Below are 19,372 nucleotides of genomic sequence, written 5' to 3'. Positions count from 1 at the left end.
AATCTTTAAGCTTTCTTTTTATTAAAATGAATACTGCGATCTTGATAATGCGTATGAAGCAATTGGTGAGCACGTTCACCACAAGGTTCGCCTAAAAATTGTTTATAAATACTTTGAATTTCACTGTTTTCATAACTCAAGCGGATTGTGGCGCGTTCATCTTTGCTATACAGCGCTTTCATACGTAATGCTCGAATTTCATCGGAAGGCGGTAATGCCGAGCGAGGTTGGCCGCCACCCGCAATACATCCTCCAGGACATCCCATAAACTCAACGAAATGCCATGATTTTTCCCCATTTTGAATGGCTTCTAAAACGGGGCGAGCATTTCCCATACCAGAACAGACTGCGACACGAATTTCACCTACACCCGGTATACTCACAGACGCTTCTTTAATGCCTTCTAATCCGCGCACTGGTTGTAAATTAAATAGAGGTTCTGGTGGTCTTTCACCTGTAATAAAGTAGTAACTGGTTCTAACCGCAGCTTCCATAACACCGCCGGTTACACCGAAAATGGCACCAGCACCACTATATTCAGACATAAGACGGTCATAGTTTGCAGGTTGAAGTGAAGTTAAATCGATATTGTGGCTTTTGATTAATCTTGCGAGTTCTCTTGTTGTTAGAACGATATCGACATCACGAAGATCTGGTTTTTCCCATAACACACTTGCGCCATTCATTTCAGGGCGAGCCGCTTCTGATTTTTTAGCTGTACACGGCATAATGGCAACAGAAACAATTTTACTAGGATCGATATCTTGTTCTTTGGCGTAATACGTTTTTATCATCGAACCCAGCATTGTCATCGGGGATTTTGCAGAGGAGAGATTAGGAATTAATTCAGGGTAAAACATTTCACAAAATTTAACCCAACCTGGTGAACAAGAAGTAAATTGAGGCAATACACCATTATTTTGAATTCGTTGCAGTAATTCGGTGGCTTCTTCCATAATGGTTAAATCAGCGGAGAAGTTAGTATCAAAAACTTTATCAAAACCTAGTTTTCTAAGTGCCGCCACTTGAAGTAATTCAATGTCTTCACCGGGTTGCATACCAAACTCTTCACCTAATGCAACTCTTGTTGCTGGCGCTGTTTGTACAACAACATGCAAGGTTGGATCTAATAACGCTCGAATAACCTTATCTGTGTCATCAACTTCTGTTATTGCTCCTGTTGGACACCAAAGAGTACATTGACCACAATCGATACAAGGAACGCTATCAATTAACGGTAAATCATAGTTTCCCATTACGGTTTGTACTTTTTCACATACTTCAACGCATTGGCCACATAAAATACATTTTTTGTCATCACGACAAATGGCAACGTTGTTAGGATCAATAGGAATGCGACCTCTTACTTGAACCGGAAAAGTGCCTTTCGCATTATATTGCTCAGGAACCCAACCTGTACCGCCAGAAATATTACCATCACATCCCGCTGTGACAGCGGTTACCCCAGCGGCAAGGCTTACCTTTCCAGCAAATGAAAAGAAAGAGCGCCGAGATAATAATTTCTCGTCACTTTCTTCTTTTGTAGGAAGAATAGATTTCATTTTTTGCAATGCTCCTGCTTTAATATATAAATAAAATTACCGTTTAAAGGTAATAATATATAAAGAGTTGAAACTTATTTTTTGTTAAAAATATTTGTATTATTTCATTAATAAAAAAACCAACACTTAAGATAAGTATCGATTTAATGTGAAATGAATTTTTTATGTAAAAACACCCTATCAGCAATCATCGTTTCATTTAAGAAAATCAGGAGAGATTTTTTTAATTCAATAAGTGACAGGGTGTTTATGAGAGATATTGTACTGAAGAGAAATTAAAAAAAAACAGCTTACAACCTTATTAATTAAATATAATTAATTTTATTGACACATATCAAAATAAAAATAATTCCATAAAAACATCCCTATGAAGAAATGATAAAAAACCAAACAAATTAGAATAAAAAATGATTAAAAATCAACTAACTACAAGCCTTGTTATTTTTTATAAATTTATTGAGCATTTATCTTAACTAAATAAAAAAAGGATTATTGCGTAATGTTTAATAAAAAATATATAATTAGAAAAATATCACATGAATAATATCTAAATAAAATATGCACTTTTTCTAAATTAATAAAAATAAGTATATTATTATACAAATATTTATTTTGTTATAATTGTATTAATTTATGTGAATTAATTATTATATTTTAAATATGATATATTTTTATTTCCTAAATATTAATAAGATTCATAAAAAATACAAGTTAATAATATTAGATACATTAACACCTAAAAATAACAAGAGAATGATTAAATATATTTAACCATAAGGTAAGATATGTTGTTTTTAATAAAAAATTATTTCTCTTTAGGCATCTCAGGTTGATAAATAGGGAAAATAGGTAACGCAGTTAATAAACGCGAACCATAATTTTTTGTTAGCAAGCGTCTGTCATAAATCACTATTTCACCGTGACAATGATGACTACGAATAAGACGTCCAACTTGCTGAATTAAATTAAATGATGCGCTTGGCAAGCTTTGTACTTCAAAAGGATAGCGCTTTAGCGATTTAAGCCACTCGCCCTCTGTCACAATCACCGGATCTGTCACAGGTGGAAAAGCAATTTTATGAATATGCACCTGCGTTAAATAGTCGCCTTTTAAATCGAGCCCTTCAGCAAAAGATTGCAAACCTATCAACACACTATTATCACCAGCATCAATACGCTTACAATGTGTTTCGACTAATCGATAGCGTGGCTGATCGCCCTGCACTAATAAACACAAACGCAAATCTTTCACTTCTTCTAAAAAACCTTCCATTGCCCGCTGGCTACTAAATAAAACCAATTGACCTCTGTGGTTATTCTCTTCCATGCAGTGTCGAAAATAACGCGCCATCTCTTTCAAATGTTCACGTTCATGACTCATGGTCGGTTCATAACGCATTTTAGGAATAACTAATCTACCCTGCTCTTTATGTTCAAAAGGCGAAGACAACGTAATAAAGCGATCATCAAAATGCTCACTTAACCCCGTTAATTCTTGAATACGAGAATAGCTATTTAATGATCGTAATGTCGCTGATGTGATAACCACATGCGGGATATTTTTCCATAACAATTGCGTCAGCTGTTCGCTAACACGAATACCAGCGCAATGAAAATAGAGATGAGATTGCTTTTTATCGTAACGACGCGTTAGCCATTTGGATACAGGCGCTTTTGAAGTCTGCTCTAATGTTGCCAAGCGCCACAATTTCGCCATATTTTCTAAATAACCCACCATTCTACTGGTCGTTAAAATAGCACGATGTAAACGCACAACATCTTCTTTTGCCGTACGCTCTGTTAAATCATTTAAAATAGCTTCGCCCAACATTTTTAAACCATCTGTTAGCTTAAATAATGTCTGGCAACTTAATAGAAGTTGTTCAGGCAGTTCACCTAATGGGAAGAGATATTCATCTTGTTCACTACGTTCTGGTAATAGTGCGCGCGTGAATGTATCAACTTCTTGATAAGCTTCACGTAACTTAGCGATATGTGCATCAAAACGAATAGGATCAGCCAATTTAGGCGGTCTTACTGGAATAAATTGCGCTAAATACTGGCTAACATGACGAGTGATATTATCAAGCTGATTATTGAGAGCAACTAAGGTTATTTCTCCTTCAACTTCAAGGGCATCTCGTGCAACATCAGGAATATGGTGCCCTTCATCAAGTACCAAAAGTAGATTTTTAGCATCAGGCAATACAGATTCACTTTCCATTGCCGCCATCACTAAAGCGTGATTGGTAATAACCACATCCACTTCATCAATTTCACGACGAGCAATAAAGAAAGGACAGCGATGATAATATTGGCAATTTCGCCCTAAACAGTTCATTTTATCCGTGCTGATCTTGCGCCATAAACTATCGGTTAGTGCACGTTTATGGTGATCACGCAAACCATCCCAGCCAAAACTAGTGAAATCATTTTTAAGCTCTTGGCAAATTTCTCTTTCTGCACTCGTCGCCACATCAACTTTATCTTCAAGCAAAAACATTAAGTCAATCTGCTCGCCTTCTGTTGCACAAATCGCATCTAAATTGCGGGGGCATAAATAACGTCCACGACCAAAAGCGCCAGTAAACGTGAGATCAGGAATGATTTTTTTAAGTAATGGAAGATCTTTGCTATAAATTTGATCTTGCAGTGCCACATTTGCCGTACTGATTATCAGTGGTTTTTTCTCATCGCGGCTAATAGCAATACCTGGAATAAGATAAGAGAGTGTTTTACCCACACCAGTCGGGGCTTCTATCACTAAATGACGTCCCATTTCATCAGAAAAAGTCTTAGCCACCTCAGCGATCATTTCACGCTGTGGCGCACGCGGAATAAACCCTTCGATATGCTCTGGTAGGGCTTTATACCACTGACTTATTTGATTTTTAACTGATTGAGAAAGGGACATAACCACTCTGTAACTGATTTTAAGAAAGGCGCTATTGTCTCATAACACTGTATAAAAATCAGTAGTTACCTTCATTTGCTCTTCTTTTTCATCAAAGAATGGATAACACCTCGAAATTATTGAGCTTTGTTATAGATTATTAATTCAACTCTTCATAGTATGAGTATTCATTACGTAACATCTAAAATAGTCTTATAAAAAATATGATTTATTGGTTTTATTAAACACAACACCAGTTAAGAGATATCTATAATGACCTCCGCAAAACGCCCTATTTTTAACTTAGAACTTGATTTGCTCCGAACCTTTGTTGCTGTTGTCGATGGAAATACCTTTGCAGCGGCAGCTGAATCTGTTTGTCGTACACAATCTGCCGTAAGCCAGCAAATGCAACGACTTGAATCGTTGATAGGCAAAGAGCTGTTTGCTCGCCAAGGGCGAAACAAAACACTGACAGAAGCGGGTACACAACTGCTTAATTACGCTCGCCGTATTTTGCGTCTGAATGATGAAGCCTGTCTTTCATTGATGCATGAAGAAATTGATGGGATCTTAAAAATTGGCTCTCCAGATGATACGGCAAACACGATTTTACCTGATCTTCTCGCGCGTTTTTCTGGAGCCTATCCTCGCCTTATCATGGAAATTATTGTTAAACGTAGTCCGTTTTTAATGTCTATGTTAGAAAATAACGAGCTTGATTTAGCCATTTCCACTGAAGAACATGTGGGTTATCCCAAAATTGTATTACGTGTTTCTCCCTCTTTATGGTATTGCGGAAAACATTTCAGATTTGATCTTGATGAGCCCTTACCATTAGTTGTATTAGATGAACCCAGCACATACCGCGATATGATGATAAATCACCTTGATCAACAAGGCATTCGTTGGCGAATCGCTTATGTTGCTACAACACTTTCAGGCGCCAGAGCCGCAGTACGAGCAGGCTTAGGCATTATGGCGCGTTCAATTGAGCTTTCAGGTGATGATTTGCGTATTTTAGGCGAAAAAGAAGGCTTACCGGCTTTACCTGCTATTAGTTATAACCTATATCTCAATGCCAACAGCCCTGGAAAAGCAGCCCAAATACTGTTTGATTCATTAAAAAATGAACAAAATGAAGTGATTAATCATGCCGACATAACACTTCAACAAGAGTAGAGATTTTAAAGCCCTTAAATCGTGTAGATAACCAAAGTAATAAAAGATTAAAACCATAAAACAGGACACCGATTATGACCCAATTTCATGGCATTTTTCCTTACCTTGTTTCACCTGTTGATCAAACTAAAGGTACTATCCTTGAAGCTTCATTACGTCGATTAGTCGAACATTTAATTTCGTGTGGAGTTCATGGTTTAAGTCCATTAGGTAGCACAGGTGAATACGCGTATCTCTCTCAAGCGCAACGCAATGAAATTGTGCGTATAACGGTTGATCAAACCGCAGGTCGTGTTCCTGTTATTGCGGGTGTTGCAGGCTTTTCAACCGCAGATGCCTGTCATCAAGCTGAACAATTCGCTCAATTAGGCGTAGATGGCATGGTATTGATTTCACAAAAAATGTACCCGTTAAGCGAAACCGCACAAGCTGGCTATTTCCGAACTATCGCCGAAGCGTTTCCTGAAAAATCCATGACAATTTATACCAATCCGGGGCTTTTGGGCGATGTTCTTCCTATCTCTTTATTCAATGAACTTAGCTATATCCCGAATATTGAATATATTAAAGATGCCTCAAGCAATACAGGTCGCCTACTCACCATGATCAATACGTTTGGTGAGCGCGTTAAAATCTTTAGTGCTTCAGCTCATATTCCATTGTTAGTGCTAAAACTTGGTGGTGTAGGTTGGATGGCAGGTCCTGCATGTGTGTTGCCAAAGCAATGTGTTGAACTGTATGAGCTAGCAACAAAAGGCGATTTTGATACAGCTTTAGCAAAACAAAAAGAGATGTGGCAAATCAATGAAGCGTTTACAAAGTACTCGCTCGCATCATGTATTAAAGCATCCCTAAATATTCAAGGCTTCGAAGTGGGCTCTCCTATTTTACCGCAAGAGCCTCTAAATGAAGCAGCAATGAACGATCTACGCCAAATTATTGCTCGCCTTGATTAATAAACGATTCTTATTTAGAAATAACAAAGGCTAGATTTTTCCTATTCTGGTCTTTGTTATCTGTTTAACTCAATTTTCTCATCTAAAATACAGGTCAATGCTGTACGATCTTGAATAAGAATGAAATAATAACCGCCGTTGTTGTAAAACGAGTCTGCCCTATCACCATAACGAGGAGAAAATAGATGCCCATTTCCGTCAGTGAAATAATGGAAATATTGCCTCATCGTTATCCATTCTTATTAATTGATCGCGTTATTTCTGAGCCAGATGAACTTGCCAGTGGCAAATTAACCGCTATTAAAAATGTCACAACCAATGATACGGTTATTTTTGGTGAGTTCTATCCACCTTTATTACTACTTGAAAGTATGGCTCAAGCTTCAGGCGTTCTTGCACACTATTATCTTTCACCAATGGGTGAAGATCAGCAATGTTATTTTGCCAGTATAAAAAATGCGCGTTTTTATGATGTGGTAAAAGCAGGCGATCAGCTACATATTGAGATCCAATTTCGCCGACAACGACGCACCATTGTTAGCTTTTCGGGTACGGTGAGAATTGGTGAGAAGATAGTTTGTACATCTGAATTTATGTGTGCGAGACAATAAGTAAAGGATTGGTAGTTAAAACCAATCCTTCACAATCATCTTGTTTATAATATTTCAGCCTAACCTTCTATTTCTTTAATACGTAATAATTGTGTTACTTCTGAAATAGTGACACTGTCGAAATGCAGTATTTTTTCAACTAATTGTGCTGATTGTTCTGCTTCTATCGCCAACGATGCATTATCGTAAAACTTACTGATCACATCTTTATCTGTCATTGGTTTTTTCGGATTACCATATTGAATATCTAATCTCTCTGTGATCTTCTCGCCATTTTTTAATGTCACGAAAATTAATCCAGGAAAATAGGTAGGAAATGGGATCTCCCCTTTTTCGGGATAACGATAACTTACACGCTTCGCAAGTGACTGAATATCTTCCCGTTGTAGGTTTTCAGGTAATAATGAAGAGAGCGTTAAAGCATTATCTAGAAAACCCGCAGCAAATAACCACGGTAAACTAAATTTAGCGCCATACGCGGTTTGAGGCGCCCATTTTGTTTCAGGTGGCTCGCAAATCAAAGCAGCCGCTACTGGATCGACAACGCACTCAACACTATCGATATCATCAGCCGTGATCCCTTTTTTCAGCAAATTACGCCCACAATCCACAGTCGCATGAGCAAAATGGCACACCGGATAAGGCTTAATGGAAACATTTAAAAATTCCCATACATCACCTAATCCTGATGCCACTTGTTCTGGTTGTGCTTGCTCTTTAATACCATGTGTTTGATAAAGGCTATAACGACCTTCAAATATTGTTTCAGGGCCTGTCATTCCGCCTTTTGCTAATGATGCTGCGATAATACCTGATTGTGCAGCCCATCCCGCATGAAAGCATTTAGAAGATGAACTGTTAGTAAGATATTCTGCCACGCCTCCTGCTTGGCTTCCTGTTAGGCCTATTGCATTCACAGTTTGTTTTGGCGTTAACTTTAATAGTGAAGCGGCACAAGCCGTAGCGCCAAAAATTCCTGCAATTGCTGTGGCATGAAAACCTCGCTGATGAAATCCACTATGGCTTGCTAAGCCGACTCTAGCGGCAACTTCCCAGCCAATCACCCACGCCGTTAGAATATCTTTTGATGACGCACCAATTGACTCACCCAATGCAAAAGCAATCGGCGTTAATACTGCGCTACCATGTGCAATCGAATCAGTGTGTGTATCATCAAAATCCAAGGCATGTGATGCAATACCATTTGTAAGTGCCGCCACCGTAGTACTTACTGTGAGCGAACTTCCCCAAATCGGAATGTTGCCTTGGCTATCAGGTAAAAAAGCCACACCTTGACGGCTTTGAATAGCACTTTGTTGCACACTGCCAGCAAGTGCGACACCTAATGTATCTAATAAATGAATTTTGGCTCGGCTAACAACTTGAGCAGGTAAATCAGAGAAAGTGGTTGTCGTAATAAATTGGGCTAACTGCTGACTCAATGTCATAAACACCTCGAAATAGATAAGAAAAAGCCAGTAATATCACCGGCTTTTAGATAATAAGAAGGTTGGATGTAATTAAGTCACTTAGTCATTTAACCAGCCAGAGGCTTTGGTTTGTGCGACAACACGATCAACTTGGGCAGGTGCATTACCGACATATGTCGTTGGATCTAAAAGTGCATCAAGCTCTTCTTGAGTAATGTGATCACGAATACGGGTATCACGGTTAATCGCTTCAACGAAAGTTATGCCTTCTTCTTGTCCAGACATTGATGCTTCATACACAATTTCATGCGCGGTTTGTTTACCTGCTTTATCAGATAATGCAAACATCACACGCTCTGCCAGCATAAAGCCACCCAGAATATCCATATTTTTGCGCATTTTCTCAACATGCACATTTAGCCCGCCTATTACTGTTTTCATATTGTCGAAGATAACAGACAACATCAGGCACATTTCTGGCATGATCTTCCATTCCATTTTCCAGATTGCACCATCGCGCTCATGTTGGTGTTTCATCATATCCGTTAAAACAGAAAGATTCGCTTTTAGGGTATTACTCACACAGGCCGCATTTTCAACAATGGCAGGGTTACGCTTATGTGGCATAGTCGAAGAACCCACTTGTCCTTTGCTGAAAGGCTCAGATAGCTCATCAATTTCGTTATGCGCTAACAATAGGATTTCATTGGCAATTTTACCTAAAGTTCCGCTGATTAAGCCCATTAGCATGCCATACTCACTGAATCTATCACGCGCAGGTTGCCATGAAATTTCAGGTACACCTAAGCCTAAGCGTTTTAATACACGGGCTTCTAATTCATCAGCTTTATCACTTAAAGAGGCTTTTGTCCCCACAGCACCAACAACACTACCCACAAATAAGCGAGGTTCGATCTCTTTAAGACGTTGATAATGACGCGCTAACTCAGTTAGCCAAATTGCGGTTTTATGACCAAATGTAATTGGCAGAGCTTGTAAGGCTAATGTACGTCCAACCATTGGTGTGTTGCGATGTTGTTCACTTAATGAAAGCAATGCACGACCTAATACTTTGATATCACGTAAAAAAGTATGATGAGCATCTTTTAGTTGTAGTACAAGGCCTGTATCAATAACATCTTGTGTTGTTGGACCAAAGTGAACATATTCCCCATAGTGTTCTGGGCAAGCATGTTCTAAGCCACGAATTGTTGGCACTAATGGATGGCGAGTAAGACGCACTTGTTCTAATACATAATCCATATCGAGCTTTTCAAGTTTCGCAGTATCTGCAATCACTTTTGCAGCCTCTTTTGGGATCAAACCTAATTCGGCTTGTTCAATCGCTAATGCCGCTTCATAATCAAGCCAATTTTGCATTCTGGTTTTATCAGAAAAAATAGTTCTCATCTCTTCTGTTGACCATAAATTCTTTAATAAAACCGAATCAAAAACGCTGGTTCCCATAATTATTTCCCCTGTTCAAAAAATAATAAAAAAATCGTTTTCTTAATCAAACGACTTGTTAGATTGTTATTTTATTTATGCAATATAATCTCAAAAAAAACACTTTGATAATTTTAATCTAATTTCAAATATTTCTAATCAATTAAAAAATAACATTAATTCAATATGTTATAAATAACTCTTTATTTATTAGTTATAACTTTTGAATCTTAAATAACATTTAAGATTTAATTAGAATAATTAATGCTAAAAAGTTAGAGGAAGATCATCATTTTTAGAAAATAGCTATTTTAAAAATAAATAAGTTTGTTATAAATAATAGAAACAAAATAAGCGCAAACAGTAATTAATCCTTTTATTTAATTACCGGGGAACTCTATTTCTATATTTGGAGATATTAATAATGAAACAAAATAAACAAACAAAACTGATACACAGTGGACGCCAAGAAATCAAAACGTCAGGTCCCATTAATCCACCCGTAATGAGAGCCAGCACCATCGTTTTTGATTCTATTAAAAGTTGGCGTGATGTTCGTGATCGTCGTGCAACAGAGCGTGTTTTAAGCTACGGCGCACGTGGTACAGAAACCGCATTTGCCCTTGAAGCTTTAGTAACCGAATTAGAAGGCGGTCATCGTGCGCAGTTATTCCCTACCGGATTAGCGGCTATTGCGGTCACTATTATGGGATATGCCCGCAGTGGTGGACATGTTTTATTTGCTGATTCTGTTTATGAGCCTGTTCGTAAAATCGCATCAGCTTTTCTTGAGCCTAATAACATTGCTTATAGTTTCTTTAAAACCGATGGTTCTGATTTTGAACAAAAAATTCAACAAAATACACAGCTTATTTTTGTCGAATCACCGGGCTCATTACTTTATGAAATGCTCGATTTACCTGAAATTTGCCGTATTGCTCATGAGAGAGATATTCCTGTTGGTGTTGATAATACTTGGGGCTCTGCATGGCTTTATAACCCGCTGGAATTAGGCGCAGATGTCTCTGTTATCGCGGCAACTAAATATTTATGCGGTCACTCTGATGTGATGATGGGCATTATGGTTGCGAATGAAAAAGCATGGAAAAAAATTGGTGCTTTACCTGAAGCATTAGGTCAAGCCAGTAGCCCAGATGATGCAGCATTAGTTCTTCGTGGTATGAGAACCTTAGGCCAACGCATCGCAGCACATGGTAAATCAGCACTCGCTATTGCACAGTGGTTAGAGACTCGCCCTGAAGTTGAAAAAGTCTGGTTCCCTGAATTACCTAATCACCCTCGTCATGATTTATGGAAACGTGACTGCAAAGGCAGTAACGGTCTATTAACCATTGAATTTAAACAAGAATACACCACTAAACAATCAGAACAATTTATTGATGCGCTTGAACTTTTTGGTATCGGTGCTTCTTGGGGGGGATTTGAAAGCCTCGCTTTACCTGCCAATGTTGTCGGTGCGAGAACAGCATCTGATTGGCGTGAAGGTCATGGTCCTTTTGTCCGTTTACATGTTGGTCTTGAAGCAACGGATGATCTTATTGCAGATATTACACAAGCTTTTTCAGCATTAAACCAATAACAAAAAATATTGCATCATTACCGGGGAATTCACTATGACAGGTTTAATCATTGCCGCGCTGGTAACAGCGTTGGTGGTTTATTTACTGGCGCGAGGTTATAAACCTCAGCCAGTATTATTACTCGGCGGATTATTGCTATTGCTCTTAACAGCATCTCTCGACCTTAATCCGTTATTGCCAGAAAATAAGTCTACTCAATTTAAATATTTTGATATTTTCCAAATCTTTACGGATATTATGAGTTCTCGCCTAGCGGGTCTTGGTTTAACATTAATGGCAATTGCGGGTTTCTCTCGTTATATGGAACACGTTGGCGCAAGCCGTGCTTTATTCGCTATTTTTGAAAAACCATTAAAAGCGATAAAATCGCCTTACTTATTATTAGTGATCTCATTTCTAGTTACTCAAATCTTGGTTATCTTTATTCCTAGCCATGCAGGTTTAGGTATGCTGTTAATGGTCACCATGTATCCGATATTAATTCGTTCTGGTATTAGCCCACTTTCTGCTTTAGCCGTTATTGGATGCTGCCAATTTATCGACCATGGTCCCGGCTCTGGTAACGTGATTATGGCGGCAAAAACAGCAGATATTGAACCGGCAGTCTATTTTGTTCAGCACCAGCTACCGATCACAATTCCTATTATTATTGCCGTTGCGATCACTCATTTCTTTATTCAACGCTGGTGGGATAAACGTGAAGGATTTGTTTTTGACCCAACAACCATCGATGCAGTAAAAGAAGAAGGCAATAAAATTCCACTGTCTTATGCCTTATTACCGGTGATCCCTTTAATTCTGATTATTGGCTTCAGCCCTTTGCTACACCCGTATATTAAATTAGAAGTCACCACAGCAATGATTATTAGTACCGTGATTGCACTTCTTTTTGAATATGTTCGCTTACGCGATGCAAAAGCCGTAATGAATAGCTTTATGTTGTTCTTTGAAGGAATGGGTAAGCAATTTGTCTTAGTGGTATCGTTAATTGTGTCTGGTGAGTTCTTTGCCAATGGTTTACTTAAAAGTGGTGCCGTCGATACGCTAATTAGCTCCGCTCAAGACGCAGGTTTTGGTATTGCAGCGATGATCATTGTAATGAGTGCCATTCTTGCATTAGCGGCATTTTTAATGGGTTCAGGTAATGCGGCGTTCTTCTCATTTGCTGCCTTAACACCCAAAATTGCCGCCTTCTTAAAAGTCGATGTCATTACTTTAATTTTACCAATGCAAATAATGACCAGCTTTGGTCGTACTGTTTCACCCATTACCGCAGCCATTGTCGCCATTGCAGGTATTGCGAATGTCTCTCCTTTCCAAATAGTTAAACGTACCGCCATTCCTATGGCTGTCGCGGCTATTGTGAACTTAGCAATGACATTCTGGTTTTTATATTCCTAATTAAGTTGCGTTACCCTTACCCTTAAACTCATTTACTCCTGAGTTTAAGGGATTTTTTCTTATCATTGACTGTAACCTTTGATTGAAATAATTAACGTCAACATTAACTCTACTCAGGCTATTTATAAAAAGTAAATAGCCTGTTTATTTATCTATCCACCCCTTTTTTTGCCTAAAAATAAGACGTTCTAGCTACTATCATTTGCTGATTAAACCGACTTAGTACTTGTTTCAACTTCATATCTCGATATACTTTTGCGCAACATTCATCTGCAAATGAACATTATGAAAAAAATAATTATTGTGATTATCGCGCTACTTGCCTTTGGTTCTATCGGTGGTGTTTTCCTTGCGGGCTTAAATATCTATACACGCTCCACGACACCAATAGAAACAGAGCAGACTCAACCTGAAACATCACCTACACAGCAATTTCCGGCTATCCCAGACAGCTCACCTTCTGCTAAATAAATGAGGTCGCACCGTGGAATACGATTACTTTGTTACTCCCCAATGGTTATTTGAACATCAAAATGATGCTGATCTTGTGATCCTTGATGTAAGCGCACCAATGCCAACTCAACAGATTGACTATCAAGCGCTTTACCTTGAACGTCATATTCCACATGCCCATTTTTTTGATCTTGATGAAGTCGCAGATAAAACCACGCCACTACCACATATGCTCCCTTCTGATGCACTGTTTTCAGAAACACTGACGCAATTAGGGATCTCCAATACTTCGACCGTAATTATTTACGATCAAGGTAACTTATTTTCAGCACCAAGAGGTTGGTGGACATTAACAACACTAGGTTGTCGTAATGTGCGTATTCTTGCTGGAGGTTTACAAGCATGGATTGATGCTGGATTTACAACAGAACAAGATGAGGCAATAAAAGTACCTGCTCAGTCTCCTTTTGTGGTTGAACGTCACGCACAACGTTATGCCAATAAACAGCAACTTCTTGATAATTTAGAGACTAAGCAAAAACAGATGATCGATGCTCGCTCTGCTGATCGTTTTTATGGTAGAGCGCCGGAGCCTCGCCCGGGCTTGCGCAGTGGACATATTCCCGGCAGTAAAAACGTTCCGTGGAATGAGTTAGTCATTAATGGGCAATTAAAACAAAAAATTGAATTAAAGCAGATATTTGAACAAGCTGGTGTTGATTTATCACAGCCTATTATTGTTACCTGTGGCTCAGGTATGACTGCGGCAATTTTATTTTTAGCGTTAACTGTATTGGGTTGCCAATCTATTGCACTCTATGACGGCTCTTGGGCGCAATGGGGTGCTGAAAGTGCCCTTCCTTGTGAATGCTAATTAATCTGTTGATGCTTTAAAAAAGTAAACCCGCATTATGCGGGTTTATTATCAATATCTATTGGGTGTGAAGGTATTAACTTGCGAAGATTTTTGCAAGATAGAGCACGACAATGGCACCGATGATAGCAACCACAAAGCTACCAAAGTTAAACCCATCAACTTTACCTTTGCCAAAAAAGTTACTAATCGCACCACCAACAACAGCACCCACAATACCCAGAATACAAGTCCATATCAGACCAATATCATAAGAGCCTGGCATTAAGAATTTCGCCAAAATACCTGCGATCAGACCAAAGATGATCCAAGCAATAATTCCCATATTTCCCCCTAAAAATAGTCATGATATAAACAACATATCCAAAAATGTCACTTATTGAGTGTAAGTCGAAAGAGTGATTTTTTCCAATTATTAGGAATGAATTACATAATATTTAGGATAAATAGATGGATTATTTCTTAATAAACAAAAATAGCGCTGATTAATTAGCGCTATTTTTTATCGGATAAGATTATTTTTAAACTATAACGCTTCTATTGCCACAGCGATTTCTGGTGAGGTTTTTAGTGTCCTAATTTGCCTAAATAACTCATCTGCTTCTGGATACTCTTTTCGTAAATAGCTAAACCACTGCTTAATACGTGATGCATGATAAATCGTCGTATCTCCACGCTTTTCTAATCGAACATAGCGCTTTAATAATTCAATAACCTCTTGCCAAGGCATTCTCGCTTCTATGCCTTTTACGACACGGCTTAAATTAGGGGTATTCATCGCACCGCGACCAATCATTATCGCATCGCAACCTGTTGTGGCTAAGCAGGCTAATGCATCTTCACGGTTCCAAATTTCGCCATTAGCAATCACTGGTATTGAAAGTCTTTGGCGTATATCACCAATTGCCTGCCAGTTAATTTTTTCGGCATTATAGCCATCTTCTTTTGTTCTGCCATGTATGGTGATTTCCGTAGCACCACCTTGCACCACTGCATCCGCAATCTCATGGCTATACGCAGAAGAATCCCAGCCAAGTCTCACTTTAACAGACACAGGTAACTCTAAAGGCACGGCATCACGCATTGCTTTTGTTGCTTGATAAATCGTTTCTGGCTGTTTTAGAAGTGAAGCACCACCACCGCTGCCATTAACTGTTTTTGAAGGGCAACCGCAGTTTAAATCAACTCCCCAAGAGCCCAAAGAAACGGCTCTAAAGGCATTTTCAGCCAACCATTGCGGATGTTGTCCTAATAATTGCACTCGCACCAGTGTTCCACTTTTAGTACGGCTTTCTGTCTGCAATTCAGGACATAAGCGGTAAAAGGCTTTCGTGGGCAGCAATGAATCTACAACTCGTACAAACTCTGTAATACAGAGATCGTAATCGTTAATCGAGGTGAGTAATTCTCTCACAAGGGGGTCTAAAACCCCCTCCATTGGCGCTAATAGAACTCGCACTTTTTAACCTCAAAACTCTTTTCTAGCTTTCGACCAAGGGCTTTGATTATCACTACTTTCATCACTTTTACGTGAACGACGAGGCCCTAATTTTCCGGTACGAGAACCATCTTTATTACGGTAGTTTTCTTTGCTTTTATTACGTCCAGACTCTTTACCTTCGCTATCGCCGTCTTTACGACTGTTGTTGCGATTGTCTTTACCACGAATATCTGCACGACCACCACTTCTACGCGGTGCATTATTCTTTGGTTTTTTATGCAAAGGTGCTGCTTTAATTGAAGGATCAGGATCGTAACCTTCTAATGCTAAACGTGGAATTTCGCGTTTTAATAAACGTTCAATATCAGCTAATAAACCATGTTCATCAACGCAAACAAGTGAAATAGCCTTACCCGTTGCGGCAGCGCGACCTGTTCTACCAATACGGTGAACATAATCTTCTGCGACTTGCGGTAATTCAAAATTGACAACATACGGCAGTTGGTCGATATCAAGACCACGAGCGGCAATATCTGTTGCAACTAATGCTTTTAATTTACCATCTTTAAAATCAGCTAATGCGCGAGTTCTTGCACCTTGGCTTTTATTTCCGTGAATAGCGGCTGATTTAATACCATCTGCATTTAAATGTTCAGCAAGTTTATTCGCACCATGTTTAGTACGGGTAAAAATCAGCACTTGAGACCAATTTTCTAAACCAATTAAATGTGATAACAGCTCGGTTTTACGCTTTTTATCAACTAAATGCACATGTTGATCAACAGATTCAGCAGCTGAATTTCTTGGTGCAACAGAAATACTCACCGGATCATTTAATAGCGAATTGGCAAGACCAGTGATCTCTTTAGAGAATGTCGCTGAAAATAGTAAATTTTGACGTTTTTTCGGTAATTTATTAATTACACGGCGAATATCGTGGATAAAGCCCATATCTAACATGCGGTCAGCTTCATCAAGCACTAAAACTTCAACGCGAGAAAGATCAACCGCATTTTGATGTTCAAGATCGAGTAAACGTCCCGGTGTTGCAATCAGTACATCAACACCGCCGCGTAATTTCATCATTTGTGGATTGATGCTTACTCCACCAAAAACGACTAACGAACGAATTGGAATATAACGGCTATACGCTTTTACGTTTTCAGCAATTTGAGCCGCTAACTCACGCGTTGGTGTCAAAATCAGCGCTTTAACGGGTTGACGGCCTTTTGTTTTTTCTGCTGATTGAGACAACTTTTCCAATATTGGTAATGTAAAAGCTGCTGTTTTACCTGTGCCCGTTTGTGCACTCGCTAATACGTCTTTACCCGCCAAAATCGGCTCAATCGCCTGCTGTTGAATAGGGGTTGGGGTTTTATACCCTTGTTCATCAATAGCGCGGAGAAGCGCCTCACTTAAACCAAGCGATGTAAAATCGGTCAAAACAGTAGTCTCCTACAACCAGAACGTATAACACGGTGATTGAAATTAAAATGACGGGCTTTCATACTGTCAATCTATAGGTAATATTACTCTATAGGTACTATCATTTCTCGATATAGACAGTGATGAAAGAGAATGAACCTTGTTAGGTTAACCTAATAACCCCTATTCTAACAGTTTTTGCTGTATTCAGAATACAAAAATAATTTTCAATAATAGATTGCACTTTTTTTATTACACATCACCTTTATTCGATTATTTATCACAAATTTTCCCTATTGTTCAATATCATCTAATATAATACGCCTTGTTATCGCTGTTTTTAATATCATTGGTTTTGTTACATTTTACTTAAGTAAGGTATCTTCTATTATGTCAGACACCCAACAGAAGACGACGCGCGGTGAACTAGCAAAACGACAATTATTGGAAGCGGCATGTGAGATCTTTGGTAAAAATGGGCCAGATGCCGCCACAACACGCCAAATTGCACAAGCTGCTCAACAAAATATTGCCGCTATCGCTTATTATTTTGGTTCCAAAGAAGGGTTGTATCTCGCCGTTGCACAACATATTGCTGATCTTATTCGCCTTGATTTTGAGCCTACCGTTGCCATTCTTGACGAATTTCTTGAGCGGCCCAATCCCACAGAGCATCTACCATTGCTACAAACGCTGATCACAGATAGCTTTTTACAATATGCTCAACTGGTACTTGATAAAGCCAATATTCATCTTAGCCGCATTATGGCAAGAGAACAGCTTGTTCCAACCGAAGCATATTCCTTGATCCACCAGCAAGCGTTATCGCCTCTTTTAACGCGTGTAAACAAACTATTAGCTATCTATATTGGCTTAGATGCCACACTACCTACAACAATGTTACATACTCACGCTATATTGGGAGAAGTGTTATCATTTCGTTTAGTTAGGGAAACTATCCTAAGACAAACTGGATGGGATAGGATTGGTAAAAATGAGTATCAGATTATCTCCAACACCTTAAAAACTCATATTACTTTATTACTCAATGGATTAAGAGAGATTTACACTAACACTCATCACGCATAAATAGAGTTATTATGAAAACTAAAAAAGTCAGTTTCTTTATTATCTTAATGATTATTATCGGTATTGTTGCAGGTATCTATTATTACGAAGAAAACAAAGAGTCTGAATTAGTACTCTATGGCAATGTCGATATACGTACAGTCAACCTTAGTTTTCGTGTTGCTGGAAGATTAGACACATTACAAGTTGATGAAGGTGCTCCTGTCCAAAAAGGGCAATTATTAGGCAAGCTTGATGATGCGCCCTATCGCAATGCACTAAATAAAGCTTATGGTGAGCGTGATAGTGCCATTGCCTCGCTATCTTTAATGGAAGCGGGATATCGCACTGAGGAAATCGCACAAGCTCAATCTGATGTGTCATTAAAACAAGCCGCTTGGCAATACGCGGATAACTTTTATAAACGCCAGCAAGATCTTGCTAACCGAAAAGTAATCTCAGCCAATGATTTAGATAGCGCAAGAAATAACCGCAATCAAGCAGCAGCCGCATTGAAGGCGGCACAAGATAAGCTAAATCAGTATCAAAATGGTTATCGAAAAGAAGACATTGATGCAGCGAGAGGACAAGTTATGCAAGCTAAAGCCGCTGTTGCTCAAGCTGAATTAAACCTCCAAGACACGCAATTAATCTCTCCATCACAAGGTACTGTATTAACTCGAGCAGTGGAGCCAGGGACGATATTATCCGCTGGAAGCCCTGTATTTACGGTGTCATTAACTAACCCTGTTTGGGTCAGAGCTTATATCAGCGAAACTCATTTAAGCGAAGCCGTTCCTAATCGAGAAGTTTATCTATACACCGATGGGCGTAAAGATAAGCCTTATCACGGTACAATTGGATTTGTTTCACCAACAGCTGAATTTACCCCAAAAAGTGTTGAAACACCGGAGTTAAGAACGGATTTAGTTTATCGTCTCAGAGTAGTTGTAACGGATGCTGATGACGCTCTGCGCCAAGGTATGCCTGTCACCTTAAAATTTGCCTCCTCTCATTAAGTGTGGGGGG

The 19,372-nt window shown here is 38.9% G+C and carries 16 protein-coding genes; 9 read left to right on the top strand and 7 right to left on the bottom strand.

Features of this window, described 5'->3' with window-relative positions; genetic code table 11:
* Nucleotides 1-5 precede the first annotated feature (5 nt).
* Entirely contained in the window at nucleotides 6-1,562 is a 1,557-nt protein-coding gene (locus EHE21_RS05830) for a [FeFe] hydrogenase, group A (RefSeq protein WP_194952097.1), read from the bottom strand.
* Between the two features lie 805 nt (nucleotides 1,563-2,367).
* Nucleotides 2,368-4,476, bottom strand: a complete 2,109-nt coding sequence (gene dinG, locus EHE21_RS05825; protein WP_194952096.1) for an ATP-dependent DNA helicase DinG — start codon at nucleotides 4,474-4,476, stop codon at nucleotides 2,368-2,370.
* A gap of 252 nt (nucleotides 4,477-4,728) precedes the next feature.
* On the opposite strand from dinG, the gene EHE21_RS05820 reads away from it, so the two are divergent.
* The 3 genes from EHE21_RS05820 (at nucleotide 4,729) to fabZ (ending at nucleotide 7,204) form a co-directional block, all read left to right on the top strand.
* Complete coding sequence (locus tag EHE21_RS05820) at nucleotides 4,729-5,637, top strand: LysR family transcriptional regulator (RefSeq protein ID WP_088493359.1); 909 nt, start codon at nucleotides 4,729-4,731, stop codon at nucleotides 5,635-5,637.
* Nucleotides 5,638-5,711: 74 nt separating this feature from the next.
* Nucleotides 5,712-6,593 (top strand): dihydrodipicolinate synthase family protein, encoded by an 882-nt coding sequence (locus EHE21_RS05815; protein ID WP_194952095.1) that lies wholly within the window; start codon nucleotides 5,712-5,714, stop codon nucleotides 6,591-6,593.
* Between the two features lie 185 nt (nucleotides 6,594-6,778).
* Entirely contained in the window at nucleotides 6,779-7,204 is a 426-nt protein-coding gene (gene fabZ / locus EHE21_RS05810; protein WP_194952094.1) for a 3-hydroxyacyl-ACP dehydratase FabZ, read from the top strand.
* A 59-nt stretch (nucleotides 7,205-7,263) separates the two neighbouring features.
* Here the strand turns inward: fabZ and EHE21_RS05805 are convergent, their stop codons facing one another.
* Together EHE21_RS05805 and purB are read right to left on the bottom strand one after the other, a co-directional pair.
* A complete protein-coding gene (locus tag EHE21_RS05805) occupies nucleotides 7,264-8,652 on the bottom strand; it encodes an MmgE/PrpD family protein (protein ID WP_194952093.1) in 1,389 nt (462 codons plus the stop codon).
* Nucleotides 8,653-8,733: 81 nt separating this feature from the next.
* On the bottom strand, nucleotides 8,734-10,101 hold the full coding sequence (purB, locus tag EHE21_RS05800) for an adenylosuccinate lyase (RefSeq protein ID WP_088493363.1): 1,368 nt from the start codon (nucleotides 10,099-10,101) through the stop codon (nucleotides 8,734-8,736).
* Nucleotides 10,102-10,504: 403 nt separating this feature from the next.
* On the opposite strand from purB, the gene metC reads away from it, so the two are divergent.
* The 4 genes from metC (at nucleotide 10,505) to sseA (ending at nucleotide 14,409) form a co-directional block, all read left to right on the top strand.
* Nucleotides 10,505-11,680 (top strand): cystathionine beta-lyase, encoded by a 1,176-nt coding sequence (gene metC / locus EHE21_RS05795; RefSeq protein WP_194952092.1) that lies wholly within the window; start codon nucleotides 10,505-10,507, stop codon nucleotides 11,678-11,680.
* 34 nt (nucleotides 11,681-11,714) lie between these two features.
* A complete protein-coding gene (gene dcuC, locus EHE21_RS05790; protein WP_099075077.1) occupies nucleotides 11,715-13,082 on the top strand; it encodes a C4-dicarboxylate transporter DcuC in 1,368 nt (455 codons plus the stop codon).
* A gap of 285 nt (nucleotides 13,083-13,367) precedes the next feature.
* On the top strand, nucleotides 13,368-13,553 hold the full coding sequence (locus EHE21_RS05785; protein ID WP_036912140.1) for a hypothetical protein: 186 nt from the start codon (nucleotides 13,368-13,370) through the stop codon (nucleotides 13,551-13,553).
* Between the two features lie 13 nt (nucleotides 13,554-13,566).
* Nucleotides 13,567-14,409, top strand: coding sequence for a 3-mercaptopyruvate sulfurtransferase (sseA, locus tag EHE21_RS05780; RefSeq protein ID WP_194952091.1), 843 nt, complete (start codon nucleotides 13,567-13,569; stop codon nucleotides 14,407-14,409).
* 76 nt (nucleotides 14,410-14,485) lie between these two features.
* Here the strand turns inward: sseA and EHE21_RS05775 are convergent, their stop codons facing one another.
* The 3 genes from EHE21_RS05775 to rhlE all read right to left on the bottom strand — a co-directional run bounded on the left by EHE21_RS05775 (nucleotide 14,486) and on the right by rhlE (nucleotide 17,293).
* A complete protein-coding gene (locus tag EHE21_RS05775) occupies nucleotides 14,486-14,734 on the bottom strand; it encodes a GlsB/YeaQ/YmgE family stress response membrane protein (RefSeq protein WP_088493367.1) in 249 nt (82 codons plus the stop codon).
* A 201-nt stretch (nucleotides 14,735-14,935) separates the two neighbouring features.
* Nucleotides 14,936-15,868, bottom strand: a complete 933-nt coding sequence (gene dusC, locus EHE21_RS05770) for a tRNA dihydrouridine(16) synthase DusC (protein ID WP_194952090.1) — start codon at nucleotides 15,866-15,868, stop codon at nucleotides 14,936-14,938.
* A 9-nt stretch (nucleotides 15,869-15,877) separates the two neighbouring features.
* Nucleotides 15,878-17,293 (bottom strand): ATP-dependent RNA helicase RhlE, encoded by a 1,416-nt coding sequence (rhlE, locus tag EHE21_RS05765; RefSeq protein ID WP_194952089.1) that lies wholly within the window; start codon nucleotides 17,291-17,293, stop codon nucleotides 15,878-15,880.
* Nucleotides 17,294-17,665: 372 nt separating this feature from the next.
* On the opposite strand from rhlE, the gene cecR reads away from it, so the two are divergent.
* A complete protein-coding gene (cecR, locus tag EHE21_RS05760; protein ID WP_088493370.1) occupies nucleotides 17,666-18,364 on the top strand; it encodes a transcriptional regulator CecR in 699 nt (232 codons plus the stop codon).
* An 11-nt stretch (nucleotides 18,365-18,375) separates the two neighbouring features.
* Nucleotides 18,376-19,362 (top strand): secretion protein HlyD, encoded by a 987-nt coding sequence (gene hlyD / locus EHE21_RS05755; protein ID WP_194952088.1) that lies wholly within the window; start codon nucleotides 18,376-18,378, stop codon nucleotides 19,360-19,362.
* Nucleotides 19,363-19,372 lie beyond the last annotated feature (10 nt).

The sequence above is a fragment of the Proteus sp. GOKU genome (genome assembly GCF_015475555.1).
GTDB lineage: Bacteria > Pseudomonadota > Gammaproteobacteria > Enterobacterales > Enterobacteriaceae > Proteus > Proteus mirabilis_B.
The sequence above is the reverse complement of the archived record's forward strand: the minus strand, read 5'-3'. Positions and strand labels throughout refer to the sequence as shown.

What these genes read in the sequence shown, in the direction of transcription:
- hlyD (WP_194952088.1), top strand. Translation starts at nt 18,376, where the DNA reads ATGAAAACTAAAAAAGTCAGTTTCTTTATTATCTTAATGATTATTATC.
- EHE21_RS05830 (WP_194952097.1), bottom strand. Translation starts at nt 1,562, where the DNA reads ATGAAATCTATTCTTCCTACAAAAGAAGAAAGTGACGAGAAATTATTA.
- EHE21_RS05820 (WP_088493359.1), top strand. Translation starts at nt 4,729, where the DNA reads ATGACCTCCGCAAAACGCCCTATTTTTAACTTAGAACTTGATTTGCTC.
- EHE21_RS05815 (WP_194952095.1), top strand. Translation starts at nt 5,712, where the DNA reads ATGACCCAATTTCATGGCATTTTTCCTTACCTTGTTTCACCTGTTGAT.
- dcuC (WP_099075077.1), top strand. Translation starts at nt 11,715, where the DNA reads ATGACAGGTTTAATCATTGCCGCGCTGGTAACAGCGTTGGTGGTTTAT.
- EHE21_RS05805 (WP_194952093.1), bottom strand. Translation starts at nt 8,652, where the DNA reads ATGACATTGAGTCAGCAGTTAGCCCAATTTATTACGACAACCACTTTC.
- purB (WP_088493363.1), bottom strand. Translation starts at nt 10,101, where the DNA reads ATGGGAACCAGCGTTTTTGATTCGGTTTTATTAAAGAATTTATGGTCA.
- metC (WP_194952092.1), top strand. Translation starts at nt 10,505, where the DNA reads ATGAAACAAAATAAACAAACAAAACTGATACACAGTGGACGCCAAGAA.
- cecR (WP_088493370.1), top strand. Translation starts at nt 17,666, where the DNA reads ATGTCAGACACCCAACAGAAGACGACGCGCGGTGAACTAGCAAAACGA.
- fabZ (WP_194952094.1), top strand. Translation starts at nt 6,779, where the DNA reads ATGCCCATTTCCGTCAGTGAAATAATGGAAATATTGCCTCATCGTTAT.
- dinG (WP_194952096.1), bottom strand. Translation starts at nt 4,476, where the DNA reads ATGTCCCTTTCTCAATCAGTTAAAAATCAAATAAGTCAGTGGTATAAA.
- EHE21_RS05785 (WP_036912140.1), top strand. Translation starts at nt 13,368, where the DNA reads ATGAAAAAAATAATTATTGTGATTATCGCGCTACTTGCCTTTGGTTCT.
- EHE21_RS05775 (WP_088493367.1), bottom strand. Translation starts at nt 14,734, where the DNA reads ATGGGAATTATTGCTTGGATCATCTTTGGTCTGATCGCAGGTATTTTG.